This window comes from Streptomyces sp. C10-9-1, assembly GCF_024497955.1.
GTDB lineage: Bacteria > Actinomycetota > Actinomycetes > Streptomycetales > Streptomycetaceae > Streptomyces > Streptomyces sanyensis.
This window is the reverse complement of the sequence record NZ_JANHKP010000005.1, coordinates 66,043-81,248: the sequence shown is the minus strand read 5'-3', so window position 1 is coordinate 81,248 and position 15,206 is coordinate 66,043. Positions and strand designations below refer to the sequence as shown.

Annotated in this window: 14 protein-coding genes; 11 read left to right on the top strand and 3 right to left on the bottom strand. The window is 76.1% G+C overall.

All coding sequences use genetic code 11. The features are described 5' to 3' along the window. The first annotated feature begins 190 nt into the window (after positions 1-190). Positions 191-1,681, top strand: a complete 1,491-nt coding sequence (locus tag NPS70_RS08505) for an FAD-dependent monooxygenase (protein WP_256523462.1) — start codon at positions 191-193, stop codon at positions 1,679-1,681. A 27-nt stretch (positions 1,682-1,708) separates the two neighbouring features. On the opposite strand, the gene NPS70_RS08500 is transcribed toward NPS70_RS08505, so the two are convergent. After that, entirely contained in the window at positions 1,709-2,398 is a 690-nt protein-coding gene (locus tag NPS70_RS08500; RefSeq protein ID WP_256523461.1) for a ScbR family autoregulator-binding transcription factor, read from the bottom strand. A 103-nt stretch (positions 2,399-2,501) separates the two neighbouring features. Here NPS70_RS08500 and NPS70_RS08495 point away from each other — a divergent pair, with 103 nt between their 5' ends. Next, positions 2,502-3,401 carry an NAD(P)H-binding protein gene (locus NPS70_RS08495; protein WP_256523705.1) on the top strand — a complete coding sequence of 300 codons (900 nt, stop codon included), beginning with the start codon at positions 2,502-2,504 and terminating at the stop codon, positions 3,399-3,401. 289 nt (positions 3,402-3,690) lie between these two features. Then, positions 3,691-4,143: an SRPBCC family protein gene (locus NPS70_RS08490; RefSeq protein WP_256523460.1), complete on the top strand. Its 453-nt coding sequence runs from the start codon at positions 3,691-3,693 to the stop codon at positions 4,141-4,143. Between the two features lie 70 nt (positions 4,144-4,213). On the opposite strand, the gene NPS70_RS08485 is transcribed toward NPS70_RS08490, so the two are convergent. Continuing rightward, the gene (locus NPS70_RS08485) at positions 4,214-4,948 is read right to left on the bottom strand and encodes an alpha/beta fold hydrolase (protein WP_256523459.1); all 735 of its coding nucleotides are present in this window, start codon (positions 4,946-4,948) and stop codon (positions 4,214-4,216) included. Between the two features lie 339 nt (positions 4,949-5,287). Between NPS70_RS08485 and NPS70_RS08480 the strand changes: the two genes are divergently transcribed. The 5 genes from NPS70_RS08480 to NPS70_RS08460 all read left to right on the top strand — a co-directional run bounded on the left by NPS70_RS08480 (position 5,288) and on the right by NPS70_RS08460 (position 11,909). Continuing rightward, entirely contained in the window at positions 5,288-6,025 is a 738-nt protein-coding gene (locus NPS70_RS08480; RefSeq protein WP_305885628.1) for a response regulator transcription factor, read from the top strand. Further along, on the top strand, positions 6,022-7,608 hold the full coding sequence (locus NPS70_RS08475; protein ID WP_256523458.1) for a cell wall metabolism sensor histidine kinase WalK: 1,587 nt from the start codon (positions 6,022-6,024) through the stop codon (positions 7,606-7,608). Before NPS70_RS08480 ends, NPS70_RS08475 begins: the two co-directional genes overlap by 4 nt. A gap of 275 nt (positions 7,609-7,883) precedes the next feature. Beyond that, positions 7,884-9,230: a glycosyltransferase gene (locus NPS70_RS08470; protein ID WP_256523457.1), complete on the top strand. Its 1,347-nt coding sequence runs from the start codon at positions 7,884-7,886 to the stop codon at positions 9,228-9,230. Then, positions 9,227-11,368: a glycosyltransferase family 39 protein gene (locus NPS70_RS08465; protein WP_256523456.1), complete on the top strand. Its 2,142-nt coding sequence runs from the start codon at positions 9,227-9,229 to the stop codon at positions 11,366-11,368. Before NPS70_RS08470 ends, NPS70_RS08465 begins: the two co-directional genes overlap by 4 nt. Before the next feature lie 175 nt (positions 11,369-11,543). Continuing rightward, positions 11,544-11,909, top strand: a complete 366-nt coding sequence (locus NPS70_RS08460) for a hypothetical protein (RefSeq protein ID WP_256523455.1) — start codon at positions 11,544-11,546, stop codon at positions 11,907-11,909. 36 nt (positions 11,910-11,945) lie between these two features. Here the strand turns inward: NPS70_RS08460 and NPS70_RS08455 are convergent, their stop codons facing one another. Then, the gene (locus NPS70_RS08455) at positions 11,946-12,905 is read right to left on the bottom strand and encodes an alpha/beta fold hydrolase (RefSeq protein WP_256523454.1); all 960 of its coding nucleotides are present in this window, start codon (positions 12,903-12,905) and stop codon (positions 11,946-11,948) included. A gap of 164 nt (positions 12,906-13,069) precedes the next feature. Between NPS70_RS08455 and NPS70_RS08450 the strand changes: the two genes are divergently transcribed. From NPS70_RS08450 to NPS70_RS08440, 3 genes are all read left to right on the top strand, one after another. After that, on the top strand, positions 13,070-13,681 hold the full coding sequence (locus tag NPS70_RS08450; protein WP_256523453.1) for a TetR/AcrR family transcriptional regulator: 612 nt from the start codon (positions 13,070-13,072) through the stop codon (positions 13,679-13,681). An 87-nt stretch (positions 13,682-13,768) separates the two neighbouring features. After that, positions 13,769-14,722: a hypothetical protein gene (locus NPS70_RS08445; protein WP_256523452.1), complete on the top strand. Its 954-nt coding sequence runs from the start codon at positions 13,769-13,771 to the stop codon at positions 14,720-14,722. A 2-nt stretch (positions 14,723-14,724) separates the two neighbouring features. After that, positions 14,725-15,081 carry a GntR family transcriptional regulator gene (locus tag NPS70_RS08440; RefSeq protein WP_256523451.1) on the top strand — a complete coding sequence of 119 codons (357 nt, stop codon included), beginning with the start codon at positions 14,725-14,727 and terminating at the stop codon, positions 15,079-15,081. Positions 15,082-15,206: the final 125 nt, after the last annotated feature.

Genomic DNA, 15,206 nt, shown 5'->3' with positions numbered 1-15,206 from the left:
CGGTGCCGCCCGGTGCGGGGCGCGAGGCGCCTGCCCGCGGCCGCCGGCACCGCTCGGAACCGGCGCTGTTGCCGGTTTCCGGCAGCAGTCCGCGGGGGCGCATGGGCGGTGCGGTCGGCGGGGTAGAGGTCATTCCGGCCGTCCGGGCGCCGGGCGGCACGGGGGGCGCGGTGCACGGCAGGGGGCAGGAGTGCGGACTCAGGTGGTCGTCGTCGGGGGAGGGCCCGTCGGCCTGCTCCTGGCCGCGGAACTGGCCGGCTACGGGGTGGACACCGTCCTGCTGGAGGAACGCACGGCCGTCTCGGACCAGCCCAGGGCGACGACGCTCCACGCCAGGGCCGTGCAGTGCCTGGTCCGGCGCGGCCACCTCCCGCCGTCCTTCGGAGGCGGCACCCGGCACTTCCACTTCGCGGGCCTGCCGGGACTGCCCCTCACGGCCCCGGCGTCGGAACCGCCGCCCCTCCTGAAGCGACCGCAGGCGGAACTCGAGCGCCACTTCGCGTCGCGGGCGGCCGCGGCCGGGGTGCGCCTCCTGCGCGGCCACCGCGTCGTCGGCCTCGTACGGGAGGCTGCCGGGAGCGCCGAGCGCGTCCGGATCCGGGCCGAGGGCCCGCAGGGGGCGCTCACCCTCCACGCCGACTACGCCGTGGGCGCGGACGGCGCCCGCGGCACGGTCCGCGGCCACGCCGGCATCGGCGCCGACAGCGAACGCCCCACCGTCTCGGCCCTGGCGGGTGTCGCCACCCCCGCCGACCCGGAAGCGCTGCCCGACGGCTGGCACCGCACACCGCGGGGCTGGCTCGCGGTCAAGTCCGGTCGGGACGGGGAGCGGCACATCCGCACGCTGGACTGCACCGGTCCCCACCCCCGGCACCGGCTGCCGGTCACCCTGGAGGAGCTGACCGGGGAGGTGTCCCGGATCGCGGGCCGCGAGATCGCCCTCACCCGGGGGCGCTGGCTCAGCCGCTTCAGCGACTACACACGGCTGGCCCGCAGCTTCCGCGCGGGCCGCGTGCTCCTCGCCGGCGACGCGGCGCACCTGCACTTCCCCATCGGCGGGCAGGGGCTGAGCACGGGGGTGCTGGACGCGCTGAACCTCGGATGGAAGCTGGCGCTCGTCGTCCGCGGCGAGGCGGGTGACGCCCTGCTGGACACCTACGACCGGGAGCGCCGCCCGGCCGCCCGCCGGGTCGTCGACAACACCCGCGCCCAACTGGCGCTGATGCGCCCCGGCCGTGAGGTCGACCGGCTGCGCGAGCTCTTCCGGGGCATCGTCGCCGACGGGTACGGGCAGCGGCATCTCGGCGGCCTGATCAGTGCTCAGGACACCGTCCACCCGGCGGCCTCGGGGCGGGGCGCACCCCCGGCCGGAACCTTCCTCCCGAACCGGGTCCTCACCGCCGGGGAAGCCGAGGACGGCGGGAGGGACGTCGTCGGCCTGCTGCGGGGCGGAGCCCCCGTCCTGCTGCTCTTCGGGGAGAAGGGCGAGATCCACCGCGAGGCGGCGCGGGCGTGGGGCCCGCTCGTGCGGGTGGCGCGGGCCCCGGAGGCCGACGACGCCCCGGCGGAGGCGCTGCTCCTGCGGCCCGACGGCTACATCGCCTGGGCGCCGGGCGACGTGGAGCTCGGCGAGGCCCTCTCCGCCTGGTTCGGGCCGCGGGGCGGGGCGCCGCGGCCGTGAACGGGCGGAGCCGCAGGGGGCGGCGCGTCAGCGCGCGTCCGCCGGGCTCCGCCCCCCGGCCGGGCGCTCCGCCCCGCCGGCACGCTCCAGCGCCAGGGCGTGCACGGCCGCGCCGCGCCCCTCCGACAGGTCCAGGGACGCGAGGAGGGACGGCACCACGACGCCGGGCAGGACGTGGCGCATCAGCGCCCCCACCCGGACGGTCAGGTCGCGGTAGTCGCACAGGGCCTGCGACATGGACTGGATCCCCGCGAAGGAGGCCACGACGACGTCCGCCGTCTCGGAGGGGTCGACATGGGGGAGCAGCTCCCCCTGCGCCTGCGCGTTCCGCAGCAGCGTCCGGCCGACCTCGGCCCAGCGCAGGAAGGGCCCGCTGCGGTCCAGGCCCTTGGCCTGCTGGTCCATGGTGAGGCGCACCCCGGCCCGCACCATCGGGTCGGTCTGGAGGCGGTAGGCGTGCATCATCATGGAGTCGACCACCTCCTGCACCTTCACGGGGTGCCCGGGCACGTCGAGCTGCCGGTCCTGCTCGGTCAGGACGCCCTGGGCGAGGTCCTCCTTGGAGCGGAAGTGGAAGTACAGCGCCCCCTTGGTGACGCCCGCCTCGGTGAGGATCTGCGCGATGGTGGCCGCCTGGTACCCGTTCTCCTCGAAGACCTTGGCGGCTGACAGGAGAATGGTCCTGCGTGTACGGATGGCTCGCACCTGCTCGGCCACGGTGTGCTTCTCCCTTCCCGGCCCGGTGGGTGGGGTTCGCAAAAAAACCGCCCGGTTCGTATCTTACAGCGGAGGTGAACACGGGGACGAGGAAGGGGCCGTGATGATTCTGCTGACCGGAGCGACGGGGACCATCGGGCGGGAGGTGCTGCGGCTGCTGCCGCCCGGACTCCCGGTCCGCGTCATGGCCCGGTCACCGGAACGCGTCGCCTGCGGGCGCCCGGAAGTCCGCGTCGTCCGGGGGGACTTCGGGGACCATGAGTCCCTGCTGCGCGCGGCCCGGGGGACGCGGACGGCCTTCCTGGTCACGAGCCGGATCGGGGACGACGACCTGCGGTTCCTGAACGCGGCCCGGGAGGCGGGGGTCCGGCGCGTGGTCAAGCTCTCGGCCGCGGGGGTGCTGGACCCGCTGGCCGACGACGCGATCACGCGATGGCAGCGCCGCAACGAGGAGCTCTGGGTGCACTCGGGCCTGGAATGGACGCTGCTGCGCCCGCGCGCGTTCATGTCCAACGCGCTCGCCTGGGCGCCGGGTGTGCGTGAACGCGGCGTGGTGCGCGCCCTGTACGGGTCCTCCGGCCATGCGTGCGTGGACCCGCGCGATGTGGCGGCCGTCGCGGTGCTGGCGCTGACGGAGCAGGGGCACGCCGGGCGCGGCCACACCCTGACCGGGCCCGCGGCGGTCTCCGCCGCGCAGCAGACCGCGCACCTGGGCGAGGTGCTGGGGCGCCGCCTCCGCTTCGAGGAGATGGACGCGGACGAGGCGCGGGCGGCGCTGCGCGGGCGGTATCCGCGGGAGGTCGCCGACGCCCTGGTGGAGAAGGCGGAACGGCTGCGCGCCGGGGGCAAGGAGGAGGTGGGCACCGCGGTGCCCGCGCTCCTGGGGCGCCCCGCGGGGTCGTTCCGCTCCTGGGCGCGCGACCATGCGGGCGCCTTCGGGCCCGCGCCCGCGGCGGAGGGGGAGACGCGGCCCCGGTGCGGGACCGGCCCCGCGGGCTCCTGAGGGGCCGCCCGCGCGCGGATCGGGTGGGTCGGGCGGGAGGCCGGGGCCTCGGGGAGGCGCGACGCCCCGGGAACCGCGGCCCGTCACGGCAGACCGCCCGGTGCCGTCCCCGGCCGCATCCGCCGGGGGCGCCCGGGCAGGTGCGGCGCACCCGATCGGGCTACCGTGGAAGGGCCACGACCGGCCCGGCCCGCCGTACGATGGCCTGCCCCCAGGTCCCGCCGAGCGCCCCGCCCGCCACCCGGGCGGCATCCGGCGCCGACCTGCCCGGTACCCCACGGGAGAGACGATGAGCACCCAGTTCGAGGCGACGGTCGAGATCGACCGCCCCATCGAGGACGTCTTCGCCTATCTGGCGGACGGCGAGCACGACCCCGAGTTCAGCCCCCGAGTGCTGGAGATCTCCAAGACACCGCCCGGGCCCACCGCCGTGGGCACCGTCTTCCACAGCACCGTCAAGGACGCCGGCGTCAGGACCGTGCGCGACTTCGAGATCAGCGAGATCAGCGCTCCGACCCGCATCCGCTGGCACGAGGTGTCCAGCAACGCCGTCACCGCCCGCGAGGGCGGCTACGACCTGGAGCCGACCCGGGACGGCGGAACCCGGGTGCGGATCTTCAACGTGCTGGAGGGGCACGGGGTCGGCAAGCTCCTCATCCCGTTCGCCGGCGGCGCCGCCCGCAAGGACGCCCCCGCCTTCGGCCGGCGCATCAAGACGGCGGTCGAGAGCGGCACCGCCTGAGGCCCGGCCCGAAGGGGGCGGCGGGGCGACCGCTCCGGCGGCGCCCCGGGCCCGCGCCCGTCGGCGCGGCTCAGGCGGCTGCCTCGTCGAGGAGGCCGGCCAGAGCGGCCGGTGCCGAGAGCATCGGCCAGTGCCCCGTGGGGAGGTCGAAGCGCCGCCACGGCGGTTCGCCGAGGAAGGCCAGCATCGGCACCCCGGCCTCCAGCATTCCGGTGAAGTCCCGGCAGGCGATCAGGACACGGTCCACGTCGGCACCGGGCTCCGCCGGACCGGCCAGGCGCTGGGTGTAGGTGCCGAACGGCTGATCGGTGGCCCGGGCGCGCAGCACGCCCTCCCGGTCCGCGTCGATCCCCTCGACGCTGCCGGACCGGCCCAGCACCTTGAGGGGAGGCATCGGCAGCCGCCATCCGTCCCCCGACTCGGCCACCTCCCGGCGCAGCCGGTCCGCTTCCTCCGGCGGCATGAGGTCCAGCATGCACATGCCCGTCGCGAACGGGGCGCTGTCGACGTAGACCACCCGTTCCAACCGCCCGCCGAGACGCCCCGCCGCACCGGTGACCGGAGCCGCCGCGTAGCTGTGGGCGACCAGGGTGACGTCGCGCAGGTCGTTCCGCTCGACGAAACCGGTGATGTCGGCGATGTGCGTCTCCAGGTCCGTGTCGGGCCCGCCCCGGTCGGCCTGCTCGGCGAGGCCCGTCAGCGTCAGCGGCAGTGCCGTGTGGCCGTGCTCGCGCAGGGCTTCGGCGGTGTCTTCCCAGACCCATGCTCCGAGCCAGGCGCCGGGAACGAGTACGAAGGTGGCCATGTGCGAGTCTCCCAAGGGTGAGGTGCCGCCACGAGCGTAGAGCCGGCGGCCGGTGGATGCCGCGCCGCGGTACCGGACGGTCCACCGCGCGTGGGGCGGTCGCCGCCGCCGGCGGCGCGTGCGGCTGCACGCCCCGCAGGGGACCGCCGCCCGCGGCCCGTCGGGCGGGCGGCACGACGCCGCGCCCCGGCCGCCCGCTCCCGCTCGGCCGCCCGGCCCCGTCCCCGCCCCACGGCACCGGCCCCGCCGACCCGGACGCGGCGGTGGGCCCGTCCGCTTCTCAGCCAATTCACAGGTTCGCCCAAGGAAGGTCTCAGCCCGGCGCCCCAGGCTGGCCGCATGACCGCCACCGCGCCCCACCGGCGCACCGAGATGCTCCGACCGGACGGCAGCCCCGTACGGGTGCTCGTCGTCGACGACGAGGCCGCGCTGAGTGAACTGCTGTCGATGGCCCTGCGCTACGAGGGCTGGGAGGTCCGCAGCTGCGCCGACGGCGCGGGCGCCGTACGCACCGCGAGGCGGTTCCGCCCCGACGCGGTCGTCCTGGACGTCATGCTCCCCGACATGGACGGGCTGGCGGTCCTCGGCCGGGTCCGCGGCGAACTGCCCGACGTCCCCGTGCTGTTCCTGACGGCGAGGGACGCCGTCGAGGACCGCATCGCCGGGCTGACCGCCGGGGGAGACGACTACGTCACCAAGCCCTTCTCCCTGGAGGAGGTCGTCGCCCGCCTGCGGGGCCTGATCCGCCGCTCCGGTACGGCCGCGGCCCGCAGCGAGTCGCTGCTCGCGGTCGGCGACCTGACCCTCGACGAGGACAGCCACGAGGTCGCCCGTGCCGGGGACCCGATCCACCTCACCGCCACCGAGTTCGAGCTCCTGCGCTACCTGATGCGCAACCCGCGCCGGGTCCTGAGCAAGGCCCAGATCCTGGACCGCGTCTGGAACTACGACTTCGGCGGCCAGGCCAACGTCGTCGAGCTGTACATCTCCTACCTGCGCCGGAAGATCGACGCGGGCCGGGCCCCGATGATCCACACCCGACGCGGGGCCGGCTACCTCATCAAACCCGCGGAATGAAGCGCCTCCTCACCCTCCGCCGCCCACGGCGCGGCCCCTGGTCGCTGCGGGCGCGCCTGGTCGTCGCCTCCGTGCTGCTGATCGCGGTGGTCGCCGCCGTGATCGCCACGGTCACCACCATCGCCTTCCGCACCTACCTCTACGGCCAGCTCGACTCCCAGCTGGCCGCGGTCGGGATGCGCGCCTCGGGTCCGCCCGCGGACCGGGCGGCGGCCCCGCCCCAGGACCCGCTCCGCCGCGGCCCCCTGGAGTTCGTCACCGGCGGCGGCGCCCCCCTGGGCACCGTGGGCGCCCAGGTCGGCGCCGACGGATCCGTCGGCCGGGCCGTCGCCAGCACCCAGGCGGAGCCGTCCGGGCCCGCCCCCACCGAGAGCCTGCTGGACACGGAGCAGACCGACGCCCTGGAGCGGACCCCCCGCGACGGTGCGCCGCACACCGTGCGGATCCCCGGCCGCGGCGACTACCGCGTCGCCTACGTCTCCGGTGTGCGCGGCGCCTTCCTCGTCGGCATGCCCACCACCGGCGTGCAGGACGCCCTCACCACCCTCGTCCTCGTCGAGGTGTGCGTCACCGCGGCCGGGCTGGTCGCCGCCGGGATCGCGGGCACCGCCCTGGTCACGGTCGCCCTCCACCCCCTGCGCCGCGTGGCCGCAACCGCCACCCGGATCTCCGAGACCCCGCTGCACCGCGGCGAGGTGGTGCTCCGCGAACGCGTCCCCGGTCCCGAGGCCGACCCGCGCACCGAGGTCGGCCGCGTGGGTGCCGCGCTCAACCGGATGATCGGCCACGTCGGATCCGCGCTCGAGGCCCGCCAGGAGAGCGAGACGCGCGTCCGGCGCTTCGTCGCCGACGCCAGCCACGAACTGCGCACTCCCCTGGCCTCCATCCGCGGCTACGCCGAACTCACCCGCAGAGGGAAGGAGAGCGGTACCGTCGGGCCCGACACCCGGCACGCCCTCGGCCGCATCGAGTCCGAGGCCGCCCGGATGACCCTCCTGGTGGAGGACCTGCTGCTGCTCGCCCGCCTCGACGCCGGACGCCCGCTCTGCTACGAGAGCACCGATCTCGTCCCGCTCGTCGTCGACGCCGTCTCCGACGCCCGGGCCGCCGGCACCGACCACGACTGGCGCCTGCACCTGCCCGACGCCCCGGCCCTCGTCCGCGGCGACCCGGCCCGCCTCCACCAGGTCCTGGTGAACCTGCTGGCCAACGCCGCCAGCCACACGCCCCCGGGGACGACGGTCACCGCCCGCGTCCGCCCCGCGTCGGCCCACCCGGCCGCCACGGCCCTGGAGATCGAGGACGACGGCCCCGGCATCCCGCCCGAGGCGCTCCCGCGCATCTTCGAGCGCTTCGCCCGCGGCGACGCCTCACGCTCCCGCCAGGCCGGAGGCACCGGACTGGGCCTGGCCATCGTGGACGCGGTCGTCGGCGCGCACGGCGGCAGCGTCACCGTGGACTCCCGCCCGGGCCGGACGGTGTTCACGGTGACGCTGCCCGCCGCGCCCGCCCCCGCGGACCCGCCGTCCGCGGAGGACGCCACCGCCGCACCGCACCGGCCGCAGGGTCCCGTCCGCCCCTGACGCCCCGGGGCTCCCGCCGGACCCGCTCCCCGAGGCCACCCTCCGTGTGCCCCGGGGGCCTCGTGCGCCCGCTGCCGCGCCGCCCCGCCCCTCCTCACCCCCGGCCTGGGCCCTGCCTCCGGGGCGCCCCGCCCCCTGTCCTCTCCGCCGTCCCCCGGGGGCGTGCGGCGGCCCCGCCGTACCCCCGGCCGCTCCCCGGGAGCCGGGAAGCCCTCACAGCCGGCGCACAGCCGCACCACACGACCGTGACAGCGGGTCCGCGGAAGGTCGTCCCTATGCGAACAGACACCCACACGGGAGCGCTGCCCGCCCGCGAGCACCTGCTCGCCCGCCCGGCCCCCGTCCCCGTCCTCGACGTGGTGGTCCCCGTGTACAACGAGGCGGCCGACCTCGAACGGTCCGTACTGCGCCTGCACGCGCACCTGAGCGGCACCTTCCCCTACGGCTTCCGCATCACCGTCGCCGACAACGCCAGCACCGACCGCACCCCCGAGATCGCCGCGGAGCTGGCCGCACGCCTCCCCCGGGTCCGCTTCCGCCGGCTGGAGGCCAAGGGCCGCGGCAGGGCGCTGCACACGGTGTGGTCGCAGTCCGACGCCCCGGTGCTCGCCTACATGGACGTGGACCTGTCGACCGACCTCAACGCCCTGCTCCCGCTCGTCGCACCGCTGATCTCCGGCCACTCCGACCTGGCGATCGGCTCCCGCCTCTCGCACAGCTCCCGCGTGGTGCGCGGCCCCAAGCGCGAGTTCGTCTCCCGGGCCTACAACCTGATCCTCAGGTCCTCCCTCTCCGCCCGGTTCTCCGACGCGCAGTGCGGGTTCAAGGCCATCAGGAGCGAGGTGGCCGAGCGCCTGCTGCCCATGGTCGAGGACACCGGCTGGTTCTTCGACACCGAGCTCCTGGTCCTCGCCGAGCGCGCCGGACTGCGTATCCACGAGGTCCCGGTGGACTGGGTGGACGACCCCGACTCCACCGTGCACCTCGTCAGCACCGCCGCCGAGGACCTCCGGGGCGTGTGGCGGGTGGGCCGCGCCCTGGCGGTGGGAGCCCTGCCGCTCGACCGGCTCGCCCGGCCCTTCGGCGACGACCCCCGCGACCGGCTGCTGACCGGTGTGCCCTCGGGCCTGGCCCGCCAGCTGGTCGGCTTCCTCGCCGTCGGAGCCGCCTCCACCCTGCTGTACCTGCTGCTCTACACCCTGTTCCGGTCGGCCGCGGGCCCGCAGGCCGCCAACGCCGCGGCACTGCTGCTGTCCGCCGTCGCCAACACCGCGGCCAACCGGCGCCTGACCTTCAAGGTCCGCGGCCGGGAGCGGATGGTCCGCCACCAGGCACAGGGGCTGGTGGTGTTCGCCATCGGACTGGCCCTGACCAGCGGCTCCCTCGCCGCCCTGGACGCGGCGGCGGGAAGCCCCCCGCACACCACCGAACTGGCCGTCCTGGTGGCCGCGAACCTGGCCGCCACCGTGCTGCGCTTCCTGCTGCTGCGGACCTGGGTCTTCCCCGAGACCGTCCGCACCCCGCGCACCCGAACCGCGGACGCCGGCCCCGGCACCTCCCGCCGGGCCCCCGCCCCCGCCCCCGACCGCACCGCCGACGAGGACACGAGGTCCACCCGATGAGCACCGCTCCCACCCCCGCCGCCCCGGATCCGGGCGGTTCCGCCGCCCCCGCCGCCGAGGGCGCCCCCGCGGCAGCGCCCCCCGGCACGGACGCGGGAGCCGGGCGCGGCCGCGTCCGCGTCCCGGGGCGGCCGTGGCGCGGACGGCCGGAGGACCCGGCGTGGGTGCGCCCCGCGCTGCTGGCCCTGCTGGCCGCCACCGCCCTGCTGTACCTGTGGAACCTGGACTCCTCCGGCTACGCCAACTCCTTCTACTCCGCCGCCGTGCAGGCCGGGAGCGAGAGCTGGAAGGCGTTCTTCTTCGGCTCCTCCGACGCCGCCAACTCCATCACCGTCGACAAGCCCCCGGCCGCCCTGTGGCCGATGGCGCTGTCGGTACGGCTGTTCGGGCTCGGTTCCTGGCAGATCCTCGTCCCCGAGGTGCTGATGGGAGTCGCCACCGTCGCCGTCCTCTACGCGGCGGTGCGCCGCCGGTTCACCCCGGCGGCCGGGCTGATCGCCGGCGCCGTGCTGGCCCTGACCCCGGTCGCGGCCCTGATGTTCCGGTTCAACAACCCCGACGCGCTGCTGGCCCTGCTGATGACGGCCGCCGTCTACTGCGTGCTCCGCGCCCTGGAGCAGGCGCGCACCGGGTGGCTGCTGGCCGCGGGCGCGGCCGTCGGGCTGGCGTTCCTGACGAAGACCCTCCAGGCCTTCCTGATCCTGCCGCCCCTGGCGGTGGTCTACGCGGTCTGCGCACCGACCCGGCTGCGCCGGCGCCTGGGGCAGCTGGCCCTCGCGGCGGCGGCGCTGCTGGTGTCGGGCGGCTGGTGGGTCGCGGTCGTCGAACTGTGGCCGGCCTCCTCGCGCCCCTACATCGGCGGCTCGCAGGGAAACAGCTTCCTGGAACTGACCTTCGGCTACAACGGCTTCGGGCGCATCAACGGCAACGAGGTCGGCAGCGTCGGCGGCGGCGGCGGTCCGGGCGGCGGCGGTCGCTGGGGCGAGACCGGACTGGACCGGCTGTTCGCCGGGAACACCGGGGGGCAGATCGCCTGGCTGCTGCCCGCGGCGCTGGTCCTGCTGGCCGCCGGCCTGGTGCTGACCCGTGCCGCCCGGCGCACCGACACCGCCCGGGCCGCGTTCCTGGTGTGGGGCGGGGCGCTGCTGTCCACGGCCGCGGTGTTCAGCTTCATGGCGGGGATCTTCCACGAGTACTACACGGTGGCGCTCGCCCCCTCCATCGCGGCGCTGGTGGGCATGGGCGCGACGATGCTGTGGGAGGAGCGGGCGCGGTGGCCCTGGGCCGTCTGCCTGGCGGGCACCGTGGCCCTGACCGCCTGGTGGTCCTCGCGTCTGCTGGACCGTGCGGAGAACTATCTGCCGTGGCTGTCACCGGCCGTCCTCGCGGCCGGACTCCTGGCGGCCGTGGGGCTGACGGCGGTCCGCCTGGGCCGCCGGGTGGTGCTGGCCTCCGCCGGACTCGCGCTGGCCGTCTCCCTCGCCGGACCCGCCGCCTACGCGGCCACGACCGTGAACAGCGCGCACACCGGGTCGCTGGTGACGGCCGGCCCGGCGGTCTCCGGCACCCGCGGGGGCCCCGGAGGCCAGGGCGGTCCGGGTGGGCAGGGCGGTCCCGGCGGGCAGGACGGCGCGGCCGGAGGCCGGGGCCAGGGCCCGCGCGGCATGCTCCCGCCGGGCCAGGACGGCACCCGGCCCGACGGCGGGGGCCGGGGCGACGGCCGCCAGGACGACGGTCCCGGCACCGGCGGCCGCGGCGGCACGGGCGGCCTGCTCGGCGGCACCCGGGTGGGCGAGGAGGCCAGGAGCCTCCTGCTGCAGGACGCCGGCTCCTACACCTGGGCCGCCGCGGCGGTGGGCGCCCAGAACGCGGCCTCCTTCCAACTCGCCACCGGGGAACCGGTCATGCCGGTCGGCGGCTTCAACGGCAGCGACCCCTCCCCGACCCTGGAGCAGTTCCAGGGGTACGTCGCCGACGGACGCGTCCACTGGTTCGTCGGCGGCGGCGAGGGAGGCGGGCGGGGCGGCCCCGGCGGGGGCACCTCCACGGAGATCTCCTCCTGGGTCGCGGAGAACTTCACCGCCGTCTCCGTCGACGGGACCACCCTCTACGACCTGAGTGCCCCCGCCGCCTCCTGAGGCGGGCCCCCGCCTGCCGGGTCCGCGGCCCGCCCGTCCCCCGGGCCGGGCCGCGGACCGCAGGAGCCGCCCGGCGCCCGGCGCGACCGGTGCCGTTCCCCCCGGGCCCCCTCCCGCCCCGCGGGGCGCGGTCTAAGCTGGTGCGCAAGCGCAGCGAGCGGAAGGGGGACACCCGGTGAACTGGGTGTGGGTGCTGCTGATCATTTTCTGGACCGGGGGCTTCGCCTGGGCGGCCGACAACGTGCGCACCGCCCTGCGCAACCGGCACGAACGCAAGATGCAGTTGCTGGAGGTGGCGAAGGACGAGCGGCTGGCCGTCGAGGCGGCGAGCAGGCCCCCCGAACCCGTCTGCGGATGCACGCACCATCTCGCGAAGCACGACAAGCAGGGCCGGTGCCACGAGCGGGTCGAGGTGCCGACCGCCTGGGACGAGAACAAGAAGCCGCTGCGCTACGAGGCCGACCAGTGCAACTGCCAGCAGTACGTGGGGCCGCAGCCGCTCTCGCAGGTCTTCGCCGAGGACCTGACCGACCTGGCCTGAGGCCCCCGGCCGCCGCCGGTCGGCCCGGCTTCGGCCCTACTTGGACTCGACCCGTCCGAGCGGCTCGGACCCGGCCGCCAGGGCGTCCTGCGCCGCATGCCAGGCGGAGTCGCCGGGGTGGAGCGTGCTGCGCAGATAGGCCTGGGTGAGCCGGGCGACGGCGGAGACCCGCCCGGGGTCCTCGTCCGTCGTCTCGGCCGCGTCGTATCCCGAGATCCCGCCCAGTCCGTGCTCCGCTCCGAACAGGGTGAGAAGGGACTTGGGGCCCGGGGAGAGGGTGTAGGGGTCGGCGTGCCAGCCCGGCCCGCTGACGGTCAGGAACGCGGAGTCGTCCTTGTCGCCCGCGACCACCAGCGCCGGCGTCGTCATCGTCGAGAAGTCCGTCGTCAGGAAGAACGCGTAGTTCTCCACCGTGAACGCGGTGAGCGCGTCGCCGCCCCTTCCGGGCGCGGCGAGCAGCACACCCGCGGTGATCCTCGGTTCGCTCAGGTCCACCTCCGTCCCGTCGAGAGGGTCGGTGAGCCGGGCGCCCAGCAGCAGACTCGCGGTGTGCCCGCCCATGGAGTGCCCGGCCACGGCGATCCGGCCGCGGTCCACGCGCCCGGCGAGCCCGGGGACGGCGGCTTCGACCGCGTCGAGCCGGTCGATGATCCGCGTCATGTCCTCGGCCCGCGAGCGCCAGTGCGGGGGTGCCCCGGGGGTGCCGGAGGCGGGGCCCAGGGTCCTTGAGTCCAGGTGGGTCGGCTGGATCACGACGAAACCGTGCGCCGCCCAGAGCTGGGCGAGCGGGGCGTAGCCGTTCAGGGAGGAGAGGTGGTTGGAGAACCCGAGGCCGTGCGAGAGGAGGATGACCGGCAGGCCGTCCCCTGACACCGGGGCGGACACCCGTACCTGCAGGTCCACGGCGCGGCCGGGGGACGGCAGGACCACGGGGGCCACGGAGAGGACGGGCGGGGGCGGGGAGAGGGGGGCGGTTGCACGGGGGGTGGCACTCATGGCGGGTGGTCCCTTCTTCGGCCTCCGCCTCCGCCGTTCTTCGGGCGGGGCGGGCACGGCGGTCCGGATCGCCCGGCTTCGGCTAGCCTGAAGCGGAGCGGTGTTTCGTTTAACCATATGGAGCGCTGCTCCGTTTAGTCAACGGCGATCGGAAGGAGCATGCGGTGTCCCTTGAGGGCAACACCGGAGACGAGCGGCCCCGGGGCAGGCGGGCCGATGCGCGGCGCAACCAGCAGACGGTGCTCGCCGCTGCCGCGGAGGTGTTCGTCACCCACGGCGTCGACGCGCCCATCCGCCGGATCGCGGCCCGGGCCGGCGTCGGCATGGCCACGATCTACCGCCACTACCCGACCCGGGCGGACCTCGTCACGGCCGTCTACCACCACCAGATCGAGGCGTGCGCAGAGGCCGGGCCGGACCTGCTCGCCTCCTCCGGCTCCCCGTTCGAGGCGCTGCGCGGATGGGTCGACCTCTTCGTCGACTTCCTCGTCACCAAGCACGGGCTCGCCGACGCCCTCCAGTCCGACAGCGACCGTTTCGCCGCACTGCACACCCACTTCCTCGACCGCCTGATGCCGGTCTGCGCCCGGCTGCTCGATGCCGCGGTCGACGCCGGGGAGATCAGGCCGGGTGTGCAGCCCTACGAGCTGATGCGCGGCATCGGGAACCTCTGCATCGGGCGGGACGGCGACTCCCGCTACGACCCCCGCCGACTGGTCGAGCTGCTCCTCCAGGGGCTCCGCCGGCCGCAGGCCCCCGCCGCGGAGTGCCGCTGAGGCCGGTGGTCCTGATCGCTTGACTTGTTTGCATTCAATGCGAACAATCGTCGTGAGATCGGGAGCTGCTCGCGAGAGGGGACGGGAATGGGGAGACGGTGGCGGGGCATCGGTCTGGTGCTGGCGGCCCACGGATCGGCTGCGGTTCTCGCGCTGGCGGTGTTCGCCGCCGTGCGCGACCGGTTGCCCGACCCGATGGCGACGCACTTCTCCGGGGCGGGCCCCGACGGGTTCACGGCCCATGCCCGGTGGCCCTGGGTGGTCCTCGGTGTTCTGCTGGGGGTCGGCGCGCTGGTCGGGGCCGTGCTGTGGGCGGGCTCGCGCCGGGGCGGGCTGCCGCGCGCGACGGTCGCGGCCGTCGCCGGAGTGCCGGGCGTCCTCGGCTGGGCGCTGGCGGCCGTGCCGCTGGCCAACACGGACCTCGCCGATGCGTCCGGTGCCCGGTTCGACCCGCTGATGCTGCCGGTCATGGCCCTCGCCGGCGTCCTGTCCGCAACGGTGGCGGGGTGGCTGCTCGGTCCGGATCCCGAGGCAGGGCCCGAGGCCGCCGCGGCGGAGGCACCGCTGGAACTCGCCGCGGGGGAGCGGGCGGTGTGGAGCCGCGCGGCCGGGGCGCGGTCCGCGGTCTGGCTCGCCGCGGCCCTGCTCGTGGCGTCCGCCGCGCTGTCCGCGCTGTCGCAGTGGCTGCCCGCGGCGGTCCTGTCGTCGGTCGCCGTGGTCGCGGCGGCGTCCACGCTGGTACGCGTCGTCGTCGACGACCGGGGGCTCAGCCTCGTCTGGTTCGGGCTGCCCTGGTTCCGCAAGAGGATCCCCCTGGAGCAGATCGAGACCGCGGGCAGCCGCGAGGTGGCGCCGTTCGCCGAGTTCGGCGGATGGGGCTACCGGGTCCGTCCCGGTTCCCGGGGGCTGGTGCTGTACGCGGGGCGGGCGCTCTCGCTGCGGCTGCGCACCGGCAAGGAGTTCGTGGTGACCGTCGAGGACTCCCGCAGCGCGGCGGCCCTGCTCAACGCGCTGATCTCGCGCCGGGGAACGGAGGGCTGACCGTGCTGGTCAGGGTCGACACCGCTTCGCCGGTCCCGCTGGGCGACCAGGTCGCGGCCGCGGTACGGGGCGCGATCGCCGACGGCCGCGCGGCGCCGGGCGACCGGCTGCCCGGGGCCCGGCAACTGGCCGCCTCGCTCGGTGTCAACGTCCACACCGTCCTGCGCGGCTACCGGAAGCTGTCCGAGGAGGGCCTGATCGAACTGCGGCGGGGCCGCGGAGCCGTGGTCACCGCCGGGGCCGGGCCCGCCCGCGCCGACCTGGTCGCCCGGGTACGCAGCCTGGTGGCCGACGCACGGGCGCTCGGGCTGGGCGACGAGGAACTGCTCGCCCTGCTGCGCACCTGCCAGGAGCGGTGAGCGCCGGCGGACCGGACCCGGACACGGTGGCGGGGCCCGCTCCACGCGCCGGGCCCGCCCCGCGGGCCGCTGCCCCCGGTCGCCCGTCCGGCCCGCCGCGGCGGGCGGCGGTTCACCGCCCGCAC